The sequence below is a fragment of the Marinomonas flavescens genome, assembly GCF_004352835.1.
Taxonomy (GTDB): domain Bacteria; phylum Pseudomonadota; class Gammaproteobacteria; order Pseudomonadales; family Marinomonadaceae; genus Marinomonas; species Marinomonas flavescens.
In genome coordinates this window covers 25,256-42,378 of sequence record NZ_SJSB01000004.1, presented here as the reverse complement: position 1 = coordinate 42,378, position 17,123 = coordinate 25,256, and the positions used below count along the sequence as shown (strand labels likewise).

17 protein-coding genes are annotated in these 17,123 nt (G+C 41.7%); 1 reads left to right on the top strand and 16 read right to left on the bottom strand.

The genetic code is table 11. The annotated features are described in order from the left end of the window. Nucleotides 1-97: 97 nt before the first annotated feature. On the top strand, nt 98-958 hold the full coding sequence (locus E0D70_RS05445) for an NAD(P)-dependent oxidoreductase (RefSeq protein ID WP_133011267.1): 861 nt from the start codon (nt 98-100) through the stop codon (nt 956-958). An 87-nt stretch (nt 959-1,045) separates the two neighbouring features. On the opposite strand, the gene E0D70_RS05440 is transcribed toward E0D70_RS05445, so the two are convergent. From E0D70_RS05440 to E0D70_RS05365, 16 genes are all read right to left on the bottom strand, one after another. Continuing rightward, entirely contained in the window at nt 1,046-1,750 is a 705-nt protein-coding gene (locus E0D70_RS05440) for an RraA family protein (protein ID WP_133011266.1), read from the bottom strand. Continuing rightward, nucleotides 1,747-2,484, bottom strand: a complete 738-nt coding sequence (locus E0D70_RS05435) for an alpha/beta fold hydrolase (RefSeq protein WP_207923206.1) — start codon at nt 2,482-2,484, stop codon at nt 1,747-1,749. Before E0D70_RS05435 ends, E0D70_RS05440 begins: the two co-directional genes overlap by 4 nt. Continuing rightward, nucleotides 2,453-3,421: a cupin domain-containing protein gene (locus E0D70_RS05430; RefSeq protein ID WP_133011265.1), complete on the bottom strand. Its 969-nt coding sequence runs from the start codon at nt 3,419-3,421 to the stop codon at nt 2,453-2,455. Before E0D70_RS05430 ends, E0D70_RS05435 begins: the two co-directional genes overlap by 32 nt. Before the next feature lie 21 nt (nt 3,422-3,442). Then, entirely contained in the window at nt 3,443-4,207 is a 765-nt protein-coding gene (locus E0D70_RS05425; RefSeq protein WP_133011264.1) for an SDR family NAD(P)-dependent oxidoreductase, read from the bottom strand. 5 nt (nt 4,208-4,212) lie between these two features. Next, the gene (hisD, locus tag E0D70_RS05420; RefSeq protein ID WP_133011263.1) at nt 4,213-5,526 is read right to left on the bottom strand and encodes a histidinol dehydrogenase; all 1,314 of its coding nucleotides are present in this window, start codon (nt 5,524-5,526) and stop codon (nt 4,213-4,215) included. A 97-nt stretch (nt 5,527-5,623) separates the two neighbouring features. Continuing rightward, nucleotides 5,624-6,895: a TRAP transporter large permease gene (locus E0D70_RS05415; RefSeq protein ID WP_133011262.1), complete on the bottom strand. Its 1,272-nt coding sequence runs from the start codon at nt 6,893-6,895 to the stop codon at nt 5,624-5,626. A 1-nt stretch (nt 6,896) separates the two neighbouring features. Continuing rightward, nucleotides 6,897-7,385, bottom strand: coding sequence for a TRAP transporter small permease (locus E0D70_RS05410; RefSeq protein ID WP_133011261.1), 489 nt, complete (start codon nt 7,383-7,385; stop codon nt 6,897-6,899). Nucleotides 7,386-7,459: 74 nt separating this feature from the next. After that, nucleotides 7,460-8,437, bottom strand: coding sequence for a TRAP transporter substrate-binding protein (locus E0D70_RS05405; protein ID WP_133011260.1), 978 nt, complete (start codon nt 8,435-8,437; stop codon nt 7,460-7,462). A 118-nt stretch (nt 8,438-8,555) separates the two neighbouring features. Beyond that, complete coding sequence (locus tag E0D70_RS05400) at nt 8,556-9,572, bottom strand: LacI family DNA-binding transcriptional regulator (protein ID WP_207923205.1); 1,017 nt, start codon at nt 9,570-9,572, stop codon at nt 8,556-8,558. 148 nt (nt 9,573-9,720) lie between these two features. After that, entirely contained in the window at nt 9,721-10,728 is a 1,008-nt protein-coding gene (locus E0D70_RS05395; RefSeq protein ID WP_133011259.1) for a nuclear transport factor 2 family protein, read from the bottom strand. Nucleotides 10,729-10,790: 62 nt separating this feature from the next. Then, a complete protein-coding gene (locus tag E0D70_RS05390; protein WP_133011258.1) occupies nt 10,791-11,759 on the bottom strand; it encodes a nuclear transport factor 2 family protein in 969 nt (322 codons plus the stop codon). 109 nt (nt 11,760-11,868) lie between these two features. Next, nucleotides 11,869-12,402 (bottom strand): ester cyclase, encoded by a 534-nt coding sequence (locus E0D70_RS05385; RefSeq protein ID WP_133011257.1) that lies wholly within the window; start codon nt 12,400-12,402, stop codon nt 11,869-11,871. 53 nt (nt 12,403-12,455) lie between these two features. Continuing rightward, on the bottom strand, nt 12,456-13,673 hold the full coding sequence (locus E0D70_RS05380; protein ID WP_133011256.1) for a carbohydrate ABC transporter permease: 1,218 nt from the start codon (nt 13,671-13,673) through the stop codon (nt 12,456-12,458). Nucleotides 13,674-13,677: 4 nt separating this feature from the next. Then, complete coding sequence (locus tag E0D70_RS05375) at nt 13,678-14,700, bottom strand: carbohydrate ABC transporter permease (RefSeq protein ID WP_133011255.1); 1,023 nt, start codon at nt 14,698-14,700, stop codon at nt 13,678-13,680. A gap of 69 nt (nt 14,701-14,769) precedes the next feature. Next, on the bottom strand, nt 14,770-15,978 hold the full coding sequence (locus tag E0D70_RS05370) for an ABC transporter substrate-binding protein (protein WP_133011254.1): 1,209 nt from the start codon (nt 15,976-15,978) through the stop codon (nt 14,770-14,772). 50 nt (nt 15,979-16,028) lie between these two features. Continuing rightward, complete coding sequence (locus E0D70_RS05365; protein ID WP_133011253.1) at nt 16,029-17,084, bottom strand: ABC transporter ATP-binding protein; 1,056 nt, start codon at nt 17,082-17,084, stop codon at nt 16,029-16,031. Nucleotides 17,085-17,123: the final 39 nt, after the last annotated feature.

Below are 17,123 nucleotides of genomic sequence, written 5' to 3'. Positions count from 1 at the left end.
CTGAATAAGGCATGCACTGAATAAGGCATGGATTCGGACAAGTTAATTTTCTAACCACTTCTACATTTAAAATGACACAGATCTAAGAGAGAGCGTTATGACAAGTTTTGGATTTTTAGGCTTAGGTATCATGGGTAAAGCAATGGCGGTTAATCTAGTCAAAGCTGGTTTTGATGTAACAGTTTGGAACCGTAACCCTGAGAAAACAACCGAGTTAGTCGCTCTAGGCGCCAAGCAAGGCACCACACCAAAAGACGTCGCGGCACAGTGTGATATTACCTTTGCCATGGTCTCTGACCCTGCAGCCGCTTTGGCTATTTGCCAAGGACCTGACGGCGTCGCGGCTGGCATTGGTGAAGGTCGCGGTTACATTGACATGTCTACCGTTGATGACACAACGTCAACACTTATTGCTCAGACCATCGCCCAAGCTGGCGGCCGCTTTTTAGAAGCCCCAGTTTCTGGCACTAAAAAACCCGCTGAAGACGGCACCTTGATCATTTTAGCCGCAGGCGACAAATCCCTATATGACGATGCCCTACCCGCGTTTGATGTAATGGGTAAAATGGCACCTTATCTTGGCGAAATTGGCCAAGGCGCTAACATGAAATTGGTTGTCAACATGATGATGGGCGGCATGCTCAGTATTTTCAGCGAAGGCATGTCACTGGGTCAAAAAGCAGGGTTACAGGGCGAACAGATTCTCGAAGTAATCGCCGCTGGTGCCATCACCAACCCCATGTTTACAGGCAAGGGAGCCATGCTTCTAGCAGAAAACTACACCACCAGCTTCCCGCTTAAACACATGCAAAAAGACATGCGCCTCGCGGTAGCACTAGGCGACAAACTTGACCTCCCTTTACCCACAGCGGCCATCGCCAATGAATCTTTCAAGCAAGCAATCAAAGCCGGCTATGCTGATGAAGACATTGTCGCTATTTATAAAGTCGTAAAGTAGATTGAGCTTAGAACAGCACACGTCTTAACCATAAAACCCCTTGCACACCGCTAAGTGAGCAAGGGTTTTTTTTATGTATTCTGGCTACTACTTTTCTCTTTGTGCTTCGAATTCAGCCCAAGCTTGTTGGAATAACTCAAAGTTAAACCCTTCTTTACTGGCTGCATCGAGAACGATTTTTTCTCGATCAATCATCTTTTTAATTGCATCTAGCATACCCGCTTGCGCGTCTTTAGGAATGACAACAGCGCCATGCTTGTCGGCGTGAACCATATCTCCAGGCTGAATGGTTAAATCAAATAACGTAACCGCCGTATCAATTTCTTTCACACGAACATACGCATGTGACGGCCCGATAGAACCGGCTATCACCTGATACCCTGGCGCCAATGCGTCCAAATCTCGCATCACACCGTTCGTTAATGTTCCACCTAGACCAAAGCCTTTGTGAACCGAAGTATTTATCTCTCCCCAGTAAGCACCAACGCAATCTGGGTAATCTAAATCTTCTAGCACAGCAATACTATGCTCAGGTGAATCGGCCATGTACTTATAATAAGCCATTCTTCGCGTTGCGATAACGTCCGAATCTTCTGTTGTTGGCGCTGCTGCTTTAATTTTAGACGTTCGAGCATAGCCACAAATAGGAGGCAATGTAGGGTCAGCAGCGAGCACTGTTTTACGGGTAAAACCATCGCCTTGGCGTTTTCCTAATACCACCTCTATAGCGTTTGCTATGGTCGGTGTATCAACAGAACGCAATGCATCAAAATACGCTTTATCAAATATCATAAAAGTGTCTCCAACCAATGAGCAAGGTGTGTATTCGTTGCCAATGGCATCTGTAAGGTAATTAAATGACCCGAATTAGGGATAACATGGAGCTGACAATTTGGCATAAGATGACAAATTGCCTGATGACGATCCAATGGGCAAAGCTGATCATGCTCACCGCATAATGCAATGCTGGGCCCGGTAAACTTTTTCAGGGTTTCTGTTTGGTCTGGCCTATCTCGCAGAGCGATTGATTGATTAATAAACACCTCTTTCCCAAGCGATCTTGCCATGGCCAAAACAAGCCCTAGCTGCCCCTCTTGCTCAGCGGCAGATCCGCCATATTTTGGTGCCATTTGCTGTTCGATCACATCAAGAAACTTGCCTTGCTCTGCCAGCTCAAGCTGTGGCGTTCTCAATGCTTTTACTTCAGGAATCTCAGCCCATGGGTTGGTATCCATTAACGCAAGACCTGCAATCAATTCTGGTTTCTGGCGCGCCATTTCCATCGCAATAATACCGCCCATAGAAAGCCCGCCCAGTGCAAACCGTGACCAAGGTATCTGTGAGAAAACCGATTTTGCTATGGCTTCCATGGAACACCCTTGGTCCACATGTGCAACAAGAACCTCTCTGCTCTCCCTCAATGCAGCAACTTGATGCGTGTATAATCGATGGTCACACATCATGCCAGGGATCAACACTAAAGGGAGCGTAGAATTAGGCACCTTGAGTGTAGCCTGCTTCATCATTCGTGCTACGTATTAAGAACAACCCAGTGGTGCCACTGACATTAGGCTGAATACTACGCTCTGCGTTTGGTGGCACTGCACAGGTATCGCCCGGCGCTAAAATAGCAGACTCACCATCAACCTGAATTTTCCAATAGCCATCATGCACCATGAACACCTCGTGCTGATCACTGCGATAGCTCTCGCCTAAGCCTTTTTGTCCTTCTTGAAGAAAATCAATTTCAAAGCCAGGGCGATCCTTAAGAATTCCGTGTTCGCCAAGCACTTGAACGGTTTCTTTATTGCCCATGGCTTTTATATCTAGGTAACGGGCAACGTAATGTGGAATCACATCTCTTTCATTTACAACAGGAAAAGCGGCAAGTTCTTCAGCCGTCAAAAGTGGCATTGGATTGACGCCATCAGGCAGAGACTCTCCTTTCTTGGTGTCATAAAGACGGCCGGTTTCAGCCAAAATCAAACCATGCTCTTTTGCCGTTTGAATCACATGAGGCGCCCAAATAACCCCACCGCCTGCATTATTACCACCTAGCACCGCCATGATCATGCCGTACTCTTCACCAATATTTTCAAAGCCACGAAAAATACCGGTGGGAATATTAAATAAGTCACCTTCTTTAGCAACAAACTCACCATCTTTTCCGTCTATTCCCCAAAAGAAACGCCATGTTCCTTTCTGAACAAAGAAAACTTCTGCAGTGCGATGGGTATGCAAAGAGTTCGTACATTTAGGAGGTTGACCCGCCGCACCGATATTAAACCCAGGCGTTTCACGAATATGGACGTGTTGATCAGGACTCTCAGACACTCCAGCCCCAATGATGGTGAAATTTTCTTTTTGATCAGACCCAGGAGTATGAGTATCAATGAAGGCGGTTTTACAAGGCACTAACTCGCCATATCGAACGATACGTTTTTCTAATGTTTGTTTTGTCAATTTACTCACCCTAAATATAAGTTAATACGCAGTCCAACCACCATCAATCATTAAAGCGCTGCCTGTCATCAGAGCACTGGCATCAGAAGCCAAGAAAACAATAGGCCCCATAATGTCTTCAATCTCACCCACACGCTGTAAAGCGATCATATTTTCGACATAGGCTTTAAAGCTTGGATCTTTTAAAGAAGGCTCGGTTAATGGTGTTTTGATAAAAGTAGGACACAAAGTATTGATGCGAATGTTATGAGCACCGAGCTCCCTAGACATCGATTTCGTAAAGCCCTCTATGGCATGTTTACTTGCGCAATAAGTTGCTCTATCTGGGCCACCAACATGTCCCATTTGACTGGATATGGTAATTAAACTACCGGGTAAATTATGCTCTATCAGCTTTTTCGCGACGCTCTGAGCAACAAAAAATGCAGATTTTGTATTCAAAGACAACGTGAAATCAAAATCTTCTTCTGTCACATCCAAAGCCGACTTATGTCGAGCCCCACCAGCACTTGAGACCAAAATATCAAAAGGCTCAGATTGCTGAATAAACGCTTCAACGGCCTTAAGATCCGTCACATCAAGAGTTTTAGATTCTGCCAGCCAGCCCTTCTCTCTAATAGCCAAAGCGGCGCTTTCTATTTCGTGTTGACTACGAGCAGTAAGGGTGACACTAGCACCAGCTTCCGCTAACGCGACAGCTGATGCTAGGCCTATTCCTCTACCCGCACCGGTTACCAAGGCACGCTTGCCTTGGAGATTAAAAGACGGTGTTTTAGGTAAATTCATTATCATTACTCAGGTTGAACAGCGCTGTATGGTTCTACGATACGATTACCGTAACGACGAACACGGATATTTGCTTGCTCACCGTGTCCAGCAAAACCTTCTAAAGCACAAAGGCGAGAACAATGTTCGCCAACAAAAGCAGACGCTTCATCTGTTAGTACTTTTTGATAAGTACAGGTTTTGATGAATTTACCTACCCATAAACCACCGGTGAAACGAGCCGCTTTTTTAGTCGGTAGTGTGTGGTTAGTACCAATACATTTATCACCAAAAGCAACGTTAGTGCGTGGGCCTAAGAATAAAGCGCCGTAATTAGTTAAATTATCTTTAAACCAATCGTCGCGATCCGTCATGATTTGTACGTGCTCAGAGGCAAGATCATCAGCAATGGTCAACATTTCATCATAGCTCTCAGCCACAATAACTTGTCCGTATTCTTCCCAGCTTTGACGCGCCGCATCAGCGGTAGGCAGTACCTTAAGTTGACGTTCAACTTCAGCCATCGTGTCTTTCGCCAACTGCTCTGAATTGGTTAGTAAAATAGCGGGAGAGTTAATGCCATGCTCCGCTTGTCCTAGCAAATCAACCGCGCATAACTCACCGTCTACAGTTTCATCAGCTATGATCAAGGTTTCTGTCGGGCCAGCAAATAAATCAATACCAACACGCCCAAACAACTGACGTTTAGCTTCAGCAACAAAGGCATTGCCCGGACCTACCAGCATATCAACAGGCTTAATCGTTTGGGTACCAATGGCCATCGCAGCAACGGCTTGAATACCGCCTAAAGCATAAATTTCATTAGCGCCAGCAAGATGCTGTGCAGCAACAATCGCAGCAGATGGCTTGCCTTTATATGGCGGAGCACAAGAAACGATACGCTTAACACCAGCAACGTTTGCCGTCAGAACAGACATGTGCGCAGAGGCAACCATTGGGTATTTACCACCCGGAACATAACAACCAACCGAGTTAACTGGGATATTTTTATGACCTAAAATAACACCAGGTAAGGTCTCCACTTCGATATCACGAAGGGACGCTTTTTGATGTTCTGCAAAACGACGAACTTGTGCTTGAGCAAATTCGATGTCTTTCAGCTCTTGATCACTTAGGCTATCTAGACATGCTTGGATTTCTTGTGGTGTTAATTGATAGCTTTCGCGATCCCAATTATCGAACTTATTCGACATTTCTCGAATTGCTAGATCGCCACGAGCTTCAACATCAAGAATAGCTGACTCAACAATGGCTCTCACTTGAGCATTCATTTCAGCAACAACACTTTCTTCTTTACCTGTTTTTAAATAAATCGCCATGATGGACCTCATTAGTATTTTAATTTTTATTTAACTGACATTACTTCACTTAATTACTTGACCAATAAACTTAACTAAATTGACTTAACTTACTCACTTAACTGAGAAGCAATAAAGAAAGGGTCGGGATAAATGTTATTAGCATCAGTGCAAATATCATTATTGCCACCCAAGGAATTACTGCTCTCGACAAATGTTCATATCTTATATTACCGACTTGAGCGGCCATGAATAAATTCGCACCCAAAGGTGGTGTTACAAATCCGATTGCTAAATTGACAATCATGATAATACCAAAGTGAACAGGATCAACATTTAGCTGAGTGACTACAGGCAAGAGTATTGGTGTCAATATAACAATCGCCGCCAATGTTTCTAAAAAAGTACCTACAATCAAAAGCAACAAATTGATGCTTAAGAGTATTAGTATTTTATTATCCGTTAAACCAACAACGAAATTAGCAATTATGGATGGCACATGTTCCAATGCCATTATTCGACCGAAAGCAACAGACGCTCCAACAATAATAAGAACTGAAGATACTAATAATGCAGATTCAAGAATAACCTTTGGCACTTTATTAAAAGGCAGTTCTTTGTAAACAAACACACTTAATATAAAACCAAATACCGCTGCGACAGCCGCAGACTCTGTCGGTGTAACAGTGCCACTATAAATGCCACCTAAGACCAGAATAGGCATAAGCAAGGACAACTTAGCTTCATTAATAGCTTTTAGCTTTGCGCCCCAAGAAGTATCAAATTTTAAATTATGTGAATCGAATCGTTTAGACTGAAATAAGTTATAAATAATCAAAACGACCGCGACGACCAAACCAGGAATTATCCCTGCTACAAACATAGATGTAACGGAAACACCCGCTGTGACGGCATAAACAATCATCACAACACTGGGTGGAATCATTACACCTAAACCACCTGCTGTCGCGACCATGGCACCAGCGTATGGTCTGTCATATCCGTTTTTTACCATAGCGGGGATCATGGCTAAGCCTATTGCCGCAACAGTCGCAGAACCTGTTCCTGAGATCGCAGCAAAAAACAAACAAGCAATAATAGTGACTGTTCCTAGACCACCTTTTGTATTTCCAAAAAATGCATAGGCGACTTTAAGTAGCCTATCTGAAATGCCACCTTGACTCATTAAATTGCCAGCAAGAGTGAATAAAATAACAGCCAACAGAGTAAAAGAGTTTAGACCTCCAATTAATCCCAGAGTAAAAAACTGTAAGGAAAGAAATGGTAAGGATAATATGGCTAAAATACTAGCAGAGCCAAGTGCAATCCCAATAGGTAAGCCAAGCAGCATTAGGATAAAAAAACCACCGAATAGAATAAGAATGGTCATGCTATTTAACCTCTACTGAAGAATTAAAGTTAATTCGGTGTTCATTTATACTCATCACTAACCGAATAATACTTAATAGAGAACCGACAACTAAAGCACCATAAAGAAAGCCAACTGATATCTCCATCGCTGGTGCTATTTGATGCCGACCAACGGCTTTAGCCATCACTAAATAACCGTAATATAAGACAATAAAAGAATAAACCATAAAGATAATGTCAGAGAAAATATGTGCAAGCACACTCATTTTCCTAGGCAACAAATCCAATAGGAAAGACACTCTCAAATGTCTTTTTTTCTTTATTCCGTAACTAATACCAAGATTCACCATCCAAACGAATAAATAACGCGACATCTCACCTGCCCAAGGTAAGGTAGTGTCAAACATTCTTAAAATAACGTTCGTAAAAATCAAAATAACGATTAAAGAAACTGCGGTAACAATTAAAACCGGCTCGAAAGCTTCATCTAATTTATGCAAAAACTTCATAGTAGACCTTTTGAAAATGGTGATGAATATCTATTCACCACCAAATAGTTAAGCAAATATAATTTAGGAGTATTTTAAAGTTGTGCGTTAAATTGGTCGTAGAAACGTTGACCGACATGCTTAACAATGTCGCCTTTGATGGTTTCGTTCATCTTTTTACCTAATGCTTCTTTTACCTTCAGTGGTACTTCATTTACGATCAAGCCTTTCGCTTTCATCGCATTTAACGCGTCATTATTTGCTTTGACAGTCAGTTTTCTTTCGAGACTAACCGTTTCTATAGCGACTTCATTAAGTAATTTTTGCTGTTTAGGCGATAAACTGTCCCAGAAATCTGTATTGGTAAACCAAACCTCTGCGGTATAACTATGCTGCGTCAGAGAGATGTATTTTTGAACTTCATAAAAATGCTCAAGATACATAGACGACAGCGCACTTTCTTGTCCATCTATTAAGCTTTGCTGTAGAGAAGGATAAATCTCACCCCAGTTTAACGGCATAGGCGCAGCACCAATAGACTTCCAAGCCGCGATTTGAGTAGGGTTAGATGCCGCTCTCATCCGTAAACCTTTGAAGCTTTCAACTGAATCCAATGGCGCACGATTATTAGAGAAATCTCTAAAACCACGTTCAAAGAAACCTACCCCTTTAAGGCCTTTTTCTTCCATCGCTTTTTTAAGCATATCTCCGCCTTTCCCATCTAGGACACGACGTGCTTGTTCCTTATCCTTAAAAAGATAAAAGGTATCTAATATATTAAATTCTGGTACGACAGAAGACAGCAATACAGACGCACCCGTCGTCATTTGTATTGAGCCCGCTTGAACCAACTCAGTCATTTCATTAACACTGCCTAGCTGTCCGCCAGGAAAAAGTTGTACGTCAAAATCACCATTTGAGCGTTTATCCAACGTGTTTTTGAAGTATTCAAGCGCTTGGTAAATAGGAGATGTTTTAGGGGTTGCAAGACCGACACGAATAACGGTTTCAGCTTGTGAAGCCACTGATGTCATACCTAGAGTTGCAATGATTGCAAGGGTTTTCAATTTCATTGTTACCGTCCTTTTTTATTTTTAGTTATCAGGCTGTATTGGCATTCTGAATTAATTTGAATACGTATGCAAGCGTATTTTTAAAATTATATAACCCAATCTAAGGTGCTTATAACAACTAAGAAAGAAGGCGGTTTTTGACGGTTTTACGTTGGATTAAATGACTAGGAATTTCAATTCTTTCTGGCTTAAGGCTGGGCTGGGCTATGCGACTCATAACGGCGTTAACTGTATGAGAAACCATGTCATCAACGGGCTGACTCATGGTGGTGAGATTATAAGAAGGGGCGGCACCTAGGGGAACGTTATCGTACCCTATAACAGAAACATCTTCAGGCACTCTCAAGCCAAGTTCATATCTTAAGGTCTCAAGAACGGAAAATGCCATGTGATCACTTGCGACAAAAAGTGCATCGGGCGTCTCTGCTTTATCGCTAGAAAACATGTCCAGTGTCGCTTTTCTCGCCTGCTCTTGATCATAATTACCACTTTCAACAGAGAACAATGTCATCCCGTGATCCTCTAGACCATCATTCAAACCACGCTCCCTATCTTTGTTCGTTGAAGACTCTACGAAACCTGAAATATAACTTATTCTTTTATGCCCTGTTTCTACCAAATAACGCGCCACCGTTTTTCCACCTTCATAGTTGGCAGACGTCACAGAAGTAACATCATCGGTTTTAATCGCACGGTTAAACAGCACTACCGGGACCGACAGTGAATTACACGCATCGATCCAATCGGAGGATAAGGAAACAGACGCTAACACCACGGCATCAATCTGATACTGGAGAAACTCTTGAACTATGTCATCGGCAGAGCTTTGATTATCCGAGAAAAACATCAAACTATGGTAACCCTTAGCCTGAAATTCACGGGACATTTTCTCTAGTGCAAGTGGATAATATTGGTTTTCCAAATAGCCAAATACGAAGCCGATAATCTTACTTTTTTTTGTAATCATGGAGCGCGCCATGATATTAGGCCGATAGCCAAGTTCCTTCGCTTTCGCAATAATTAACGCTCTTTTGTCAGGATTAATCGAAGAACCTGGTGTAAACGCTCTACTCACCATGGATTGACTAACACCCGCTGCTTTAGCGACATCGACGGAACTTGGAGTTTTATTCATAATCAGCTTGCTTACCACGGTTTAATAGGACAATGAACGTCTGCACTCTTCTCTTAATGCCGACAAAAATACTTAACGTACATAAGAAGAGTATTGTAAAACGATTCAAGCAATACAGCGAATTCCCCATGCAATATAGTGATACACATCAGGGGTTAAGAATACTTCCCGTACGCTTTAAAACATCAAGACCTTGTTGTTTCAACCAATAAGGGATATCAATCAGCACCCAGTTTTCACTTAATTTATCGCCTTCACGGCAATAGATATCGACCACTTGCATCTCTGCATTTATCTTTCCTCCTGGTAAACCAAGCCATCCACCTATTGGGGTATTTGATAAATTAGGCCACCCGAAGAAACAAGCAAAATTGCCTTCTGCAAATCGACAAACATGCCCACAAAACTTCTTATCACCCAGCCCTGCTCGAAAAGGAATCTGATGCTGCTCTTGATAACGAGGAATAGTGTAAGAAGCACCAATGCCAGCTGGACCGTACCACGTCATTTTAGAAGACCAGGTTTTTTCTAATATTTCGGGAGTACAAGTCATAGAGCCACTCTTATTAAGTGCATCTAGATCATTAACCATTTCATGCACTAAATTAAGTGTCTTCTGCCCTTCTTCTTCTGAAATCCCTTGAAACTGCAATCCATTATGATGCCTTGGCCCTGGGTAGTTATAATAGACTCCCGTCGAAGGCGGTAAAGGATACGCTCCCGCTTGATCCATCAAACCAATAAGGTCAATAAATAGACCTGTCTTAGTGATTTTTCCTTCTTGAACGCAGTTAAATTCAGCGTAGCGAATATTGACAATTTTACGGGTTGCTCTGATGCCTAAAAAATCTTCATCAAAGAGACCCGTAAAGTTCCCCATGCTCATAACCCACTGCTCATGATCAAACTCATTCTGCCCCGCAATAAAGATATCTTGGCGGCGCTGCATATGCTTAATAGACGTTAACAAAGGCTTCCAAAAGGTTTGTACTACCTCTTTTGAGCTGTCTATTTCCCTCCAAGGGTACACACCTCGCCATGAATATTCAGCGGCAATATAATGTGACATAACATCGTCTAATGTATCTACTGTCGCTTCTTCCAGCGCATCGAAATAGGCACGAACCAAGTATTTACTTTCTTGAAAATTGCTCATATTTAGGCTCTATAAATAAAGAATAATTTTGATCAAAACAGCGAACTAAATTAAATAACGACTTAACCTGTCTGCAATAAAATTTGTTTCCAAATAGCAGTATCATCAATGGCAACGTATTCCCGAGTGATACCACGAGGGCCAAACTCTACATGACTAATTCCCATCACATAGACATCCGCATTGCTTGGCTGCCCATAACGCCCCCAGCCTTCATGCTTACCAGAAAGAGACCAGCGAATTGCCGCTCTGTCTGCCATACCTTTATCGTCACGACCAATAACATGATGAATCGTAAAGGTCGCATTTGGAAAAGAAGAGCGTAACCCCAGCCAGAATGAGTCCACACTGCTGTGCCCATGGTCTGAAACACCATTTGGATATTCTGTTTGAACAGCCCGATCAAAAAGCGAAAAGACAGCATTAAAATCAGCACCCATAAGACGCTTCAGAGTGTCTGCATACGCTTGCCCCATAGGGTGATCATTACCTTTTGCGGTATAAGGCCCGACAATGTCCATAGATGGATTAAATGGTTTAGCGGCTTTATCAACACCACCCTCTTCTTGAATTTGGTTGTAGGCGTAGGTTTTAGGATCCAGTCCTAATTGAGTGACCACAGCACCCTGATCTCGAATCATCCACTCATCCGTGATTTGATTATCAATGCAGTAACAGTCTGCAATAATCCGAAAACCTAATTTTTTACCTGTCGCTTTACCAAAAACACCGTCTTTGAGATGTGTGGCTTGAGAGAAGATTCGATGTGAAGAAAGATAGCCGGCCGTATCATCTCCCGACCAAATCACATCTTCACCTAATAAAGTTCTGTCAGGAAATTCATTCAAGGTGGCCATTGTGGCCGAAATAACATTGGTATTGCCGATGGATATTCCTGCAGGGACCCTTACAACAATGTCTTTACTATAATATTTATGAAGTGTGCTCAGACCACGATCTTCCCAAATTTCTTTGGTGATTTTAATAATATAATCGGGTAAATCGAGGAATTCAGAATCAAAGTTATTCATTATTAATACTCAAAAGCAGAAAATGGATCACATGAAAAAACGATCATGACGGCTGTCGATGTAATACAAATAAAAGCGTTTATTTGCATTACATCGCGCATTCATTTGACTATTTTAGAGGCGTTACCGGATGCTGAACGGCTTTCGAATCATTTTTCTCCCAACCTTCGCCATTGAACACATCGCGTCCTAATTGTTTTAAAACATGAGGAAAATCCACCATTACCCAGTTATCGACGATTTTACCATCCACGACTTTCCAAAAATCCATATAACGGATTTCAACGTCTTGTCCAGTGGGAGCGATACCCATAAATTCTCCGGTATGTTTCGCATTCTGACGGCCAAAAGCCGCCATCCACTCGCCCTCAGCAATACGAACTTCATCCGTACACACCTTTTCGCTGAATGCCGCTTGAAATGGTCGTTGCCAATTATCCTGAAACTCTTGAAGGCCATCTTTAAAGCCACAACCAGTATTACCAATCCAGCGAAAACGCTCATCAAAGAAACGCCCCATACCAGAAATATCATGATCATTGAGCCCATTCACCATTGCATCCACAACGGCTCTTGTTGTTTCTGTTTTTGTAACATCATTGTCTAATGTAAAAGGGGCTTGCTTAACGTCAGATTTAGTCATTTCAGAACTCCAGAAATATAATTATTGTGATTATGTTTGTCAGCACTCGCGGGTTAACCCTTCACCGCTCCTGCAGTCAGACCGGAAACAATTTGTTTCTGGAAAAAGACCACAAGAATAAACAAAGGCGCTGTGATCGATGCCGCAGCGGCAATAGCATTTACCTGATCGGTTGCTGTTGTTTCTCGATTAAAATACGCGGAAATAGCCGGAACCATCGTTTGGTTTTGGTTATCCAATAACAGTGAAGTCACTAAGTAATCGTTGTAAGCCAACAAGAAAGAAAACAACCCTGTCGTAATCAGTCCTGGCCACATTACGGGTAAAATCACTTTTCTAAACGCTTGAAAGTGAGTGCAACCGTCTACCCTAGCCGCTTCATCTAACTCTTTAGGTACGTTCATAAAAAATGATCGTAGCATCCATATCGTAAAGGGTTGGTTAATCGCTACTAACACCGCAATAACGGCCAGAGGCTGCCCATACAATGTTGGCGGGGTTTGAGAAAATAAACTAAGAAACCACCCGATAACAGGCATACTCCATAGAGGCCCTAATATCTCTTTAGAATTAATAAAGAAAGGCAAATACCCTGTTACTAATACAGAGTGAGGAAGCGCTCTAAAGACAAGGGCAATAATAAGCAACCAAATCGCAAGGTTAGAAGCCGTTCTTGATAGTGCATAAGCCGCTAATGTCCCTACTGTAAGAGAAATAGTAACTACGCCAAAAGTAATCACTAACGAGTTTTTAAACTGAATGTAGAATTGGTTTTCTACCCATACCGCATAATAATGCTGAAGCGTGTAACCGATTAAAGGCTTAGCCAGCAAAGACAACGCCGAAATAGAATGAAATATCCCGTTCAATACATGACTAATTGCAGGTAAAACATAAAACGCAAAGCCCACTAAAATAAATATATACGATAACCCCAGTGCAAAAGCACCCATATTTTTATTTTGAACAGGCACAAAGTAATCTAACGTCGTGCGATAAAAACGCACAGGGATTTGATAAGCGTAATAAGCAAAAACACCACCTAATAGAATATCAATGATACTGAACGCACTGTCTTTTTGAGCAGTGTGTGGTCCAAATATCACGTCTAAAGGGTTTTGTGCAAAAGCATCAATGGGCAGCTTAAAGCTCATGACAAAAATCCAAACTAACGGGAATGCCGCAATCAACGCCCATAAGGCTAAAAAGCCGTAACTGCCTATCTTGAGTAAAGACGTCTGTCTTAATGCTTTAGGTGTATCGTCTTCCATCTTATTATCCTTTTTTCTGGTCTCGAAGCGTGCGCTTAAGCACGGGTGCGAGCAAAATAATAATACCAACCATGGTTAACATGGATGACGCTGAAGCACTTGATATTGCACGGTTTCCTGTGTCATCAGGCTCTAAGAAATTATAAGTTAACCACTGCAATGAAATAACATGGGCTTGACTTGCAAAACCTATTATTTCTTCAAATACGCGGTAGGTATCCATCAAATGAATCAAGGTTACAAAGTAAATTAACGGCATCAAATGCGGGATAACGACGTATCGAATCCGTTCAAATCTAGAGGCACCATCAATAATCGCAGACTCTAATGTATCTTTATTCACGGATTGCAAACCGGCATAGAAAAGAACAAACGCAAATGGCGCAACGTGCCAAACACGATAGAACACCATCAGTAGCTCGATCGACCAACTATTAGCAAATACCGATATTTCATGCCCTGTAATCTTTTCCAATACCCTTGTCAGCAAACCATTACTCACAAACAGCCATTTGATAGAAAGAGCGCCTATAATTGGTGTGATAATAAAAGGCAACAAAGACACAAAAATAACCGGCCCTTTCATTCTTTTCGAGACATTATTAACGGCTAGCGCAATAAGCAGCCCTACACCCAACACCAAAGGAAGAGTAATCAGTGTAAAAAGTAACGTAAATGACAACGCCTTATAAAAATCTATATTGCTAAATATATCGAAGAAATGACCAGAGCTAATTAACTTAGCCACCTTTCCTGTTTCTAATACAGATTTATAAGTATCAAGTCCTACGTATACCGTTTTCGTAACTGGATTATTGTCTTTATCCATTACTGGGACTGATTTCTCTGAGGTAGTACAAATAGAAGTAGGAAAACTTGGCGTACATGTTTCTACCGAAACTGTGTTGTACACAGTTTGAGTCACATAAAAGCTTTGCACAAACACCGTCACTAAAGGAATGGCTATGAACAAAAACATTATGATTATCGAAGGTGAAACAAAGGCAAAGAAAGTTTTATTTTTCATTCTAATTACCGCTTTCAATGAACGAAAATGAAGCCAATACTATATTGGCTCATTATGGGAATATATTAATTACAACAAGCCAGATTCTTTAGCGGCTGTAATATAGTCATATTCAACTTCTTTCAATGTTTCTTCGGCTGTTTTTTGACCAGTCAGATAATCAGACACATCTTTTCCTAATGCTGAGTGCATAAGACCAATTTTAGAAGTCAGTGGATAGCTTGGCGTTCTATCTATTGCATTCTGAATAGCACCATCGCTTAAACGAGAAGGTTTATAGCCTTTTACTAACCAAATCGCCGCGTCAGTATTCTTCTTCACCATATCTTCGTTTAAGCCTTGCATAGCCACTCTAAAGGCATTATCCGCTTGCTCATCGGTGATATTTTTCGCAATCGTAATGCCATCCCACCACATGGTGCTGGCCGGACGACCATCGGCTATTGATTTAGGTGTGGCAGACATATAAACCTTACCCACTACCTGAGACTCTTCTTTATTGTCAAATGCGGTAGCACGACTCGCCCAAAGATTGGCCATGGCAATTTTGCCGTATTGAAGCTGCTTCTGAACAAAGGTAGGATCAGCAATCAAGTATTCTGGATCCATATAGGCAGATAATTTTTTCATCATTTCCAGAGTTTTAATGCCAGCTGCATTATTAACACTCGGTTGGTTTCCATCAAACAACTTCGCGTTATAACTCAAATACATATTGATAAATTCTAGGCCAAGGTTCCAGCCTGCTTTATAGGCACCACCTAGTGGGTATTCAACGAGGTTGGCTTTTTTGATTTTTTCTGCATCAACAAGAACGTCATCCCAAGTGGTTGGGGCTTTTAAACCTAACTTGTCAAAAATATCTTTTCGGTACATAAAGTTTTGCGTATTAATCATCATGGCAATGGCCATGATTTTTCCATCCACTTTGATAAGCTGATTTGGATTTAAATTTTGACCATATTTCGCAACAAGACTGTCTAAAGGTCTAATAAGACCGCTATTTAATAAAGGTACGAATGTCCCATTAGCAACACCAGCGACTTCATATAATGAAGGATTCGCGGCTAATGCAGAACCTACTTTAGTTTTGAATTCTGAATCAAGAGTAGAACTAACATGGCCACATTCAGCCATAGCACCCGTAACGGCTTTCCATGCGGCAAAACTTGCGGAAATAGTTTTAACCTCTTGAGTATTCTTAAAATCACAATTGGCGTATGAAAAAGAGCTTAGCGTACTTAATATAATCAGAGAAGATAGCGTTGATTTTTTCATTATTAGGTTCCTTTGGGACTTTTGTGTTTTTTTTAATTTTGGTTTTTTTATTAGAAATCGATACGGGCACCATCTTCTTTATTAAACCAATGCCTCGACTCTGGTGGAATAATAAAACTAACTGTCTGACCTATGTTTACTCTAAACGCCTTATCTGCTTTGGCAATTAATAAGGCATCTCCGATTTTTATAGAAATGAGTGTTGAATCTCCAAGCAATTCAACACTATAAACAGGGGCGGTAATGTCGCCTTCTAACTCGGTCGTCACTTGAATATCTTCTGCTCTAAATCCTATCGTGACGGCATTTGGTAAACCTGAGGGAATGTCCTTAACAAGCGTATGGTCGGCTATAAACTTGCCATCGCTAATCTCGCCATCCAACAGATTCATTGCGGGAGAACCGATGAAACTCGCAACAAATGTATTGGCTGGTTTATCATAAATTTCGGTCGGAGTTCCTAATTGCTGTAACTCCCCCATGCTCATCACCACTACACGATCTGCAAGCGTCATGGCTTCAATTTGATCATGTGTTACATAAATAGTCGTTGTTTGTAATGTGTGTTGTAGATGCTTTATCTGAGCTCGTGTAGATACCCTAAGCTTTGCATCTAAGTTCGATAAAGGTTCATCCATTAAAAACACATTAGGTTCACGAACGATCGCCCTAGCCAAGGCAACCCTTTGACGCTGTCCGCCAGAAAGCTCTCGTGGGTAACGCTCTAGAAGATTGCCCAACTCCACCATGTCGGACGCTTTATGGACCCTTTTATCGTGCGTTGCAGAATCCACTTTACGTATTTTTAGAGGAAAACGAATGTTTTCATATACGGTTAAATTTGGATAAAGACCGTAACTTTGAAACACCATGGCAATGTCTCTGTCTTTAGGGTCTAGCCCATTAACACAACGATCTCCTATAAAAATCTCACCTTCCGTTGGGTCTTCAAGTCCTGCGATCATTCGCATTGTCGTCGTTTTACCACAACCAGATGGGCCTAAAAATACAATAAACTCTTTGTCCTCAATGTCTAAATTGAAATCCCTAACACCAACCGTCGAGCCCCAACGCTTACAAATATTTTTTAACTGTATCTTGGCCATATTCTTAGTCGCCTAGTTGTTTTTAATGAATACGTATGC

Coding starts and splice junctions, on each gene's coding strand:
- E0D70_RS05445 (WP_133011267.1), top strand. CDS start 98: ATGACAAGTTTTGGATTTTTAGGCTTAGGTATCATGGGTAAAGCAATG.
- E0D70_RS05440 (WP_133011266.1), bottom strand. CDS start 1,750: ATGATATTTGATAAAGCGTATTTTGATGCATTGCGTTCTGTTGATACA.
- E0D70_RS05435 (WP_207923206.1), bottom strand. CDS start 2,484: ATGATGAAGCAGGCTACACTCAAGGTGCCTAATTCTACGCTCCCTTTA.
- E0D70_RS05425 (WP_133011264.1), bottom strand. CDS start 4,207: ATGAATTTACCTAAAACACCGTCTTTTAATCTCCAAGGCAAGCGTGCC.
- hisD (WP_133011263.1), bottom strand. CDS start 5,526: ATGGCGATTTATTTAAAAACAGGTAAAGAAGAAAGTGTTGTTGCTGAA.
- E0D70_RS05415 (WP_133011262.1), bottom strand. CDS start 6,895: ATGACCATTCTTATTCTATTCGGTGGTTTTTTTATCCTAATGCTGCTT.
- E0D70_RS05410 (WP_133011261.1), bottom strand. CDS start 7,385: ATGAAGTTTTTGCATAAATTAGATGAAGCTTTCGAGCCGGTTTTAATT.
- E0D70_RS05405 (WP_133011260.1), bottom strand. CDS start 8,437: ATGAAATTGAAAACCCTTGCAATCATTGCAACTCTAGGTATGACATCA.
- E0D70_RS05400 (WP_207923205.1), bottom strand. CDS start 9,572: ATGAATAAAACTCCAAGTTCCGTCGATGTCGCTAAAGCAGCGGGTGTT.
- E0D70_RS05395 (WP_133011259.1), bottom strand. CDS start 10,728: ATGAGCAATTTTCAAGAAAGTAAATACTTGGTTCGTGCCTATTTCGAT.
- E0D70_RS05390 (WP_133011258.1), bottom strand. CDS start 11,759: ATGAATAACTTTGATTCTGAATTCCTCGATTTACCCGATTATATTATT.
- E0D70_RS05385 (WP_133011257.1), bottom strand. CDS start 12,402: ATGACTAAATCTGACGTTAAGCAAGCCCCTTTTACATTAGACAATGAT.
- E0D70_RS05380 (WP_133011256.1), bottom strand. CDS start 13,673: ATGGAAGACGATACACCTAAAGCATTAAGACAGACGTCTTTACTCAAG.
- E0D70_RS05375 (WP_133011255.1), bottom strand. CDS start 14,700: ATGAAAAATAAAACTTTCTTTGCCTTTGTTTCACCTTCGATAATCATA.
- E0D70_RS05370 (WP_133011254.1), bottom strand. CDS start 15,978: ATGAAAAAATCAACGCTATCTTCTCTGATTATATTAAGTACGCTAAGC.
- E0D70_RS05365 (WP_133011253.1), bottom strand. CDS start 17,084: ATGGCCAAGATACAGTTAAAAAATATTTGTAAGCGTTGGGGCTCGACG.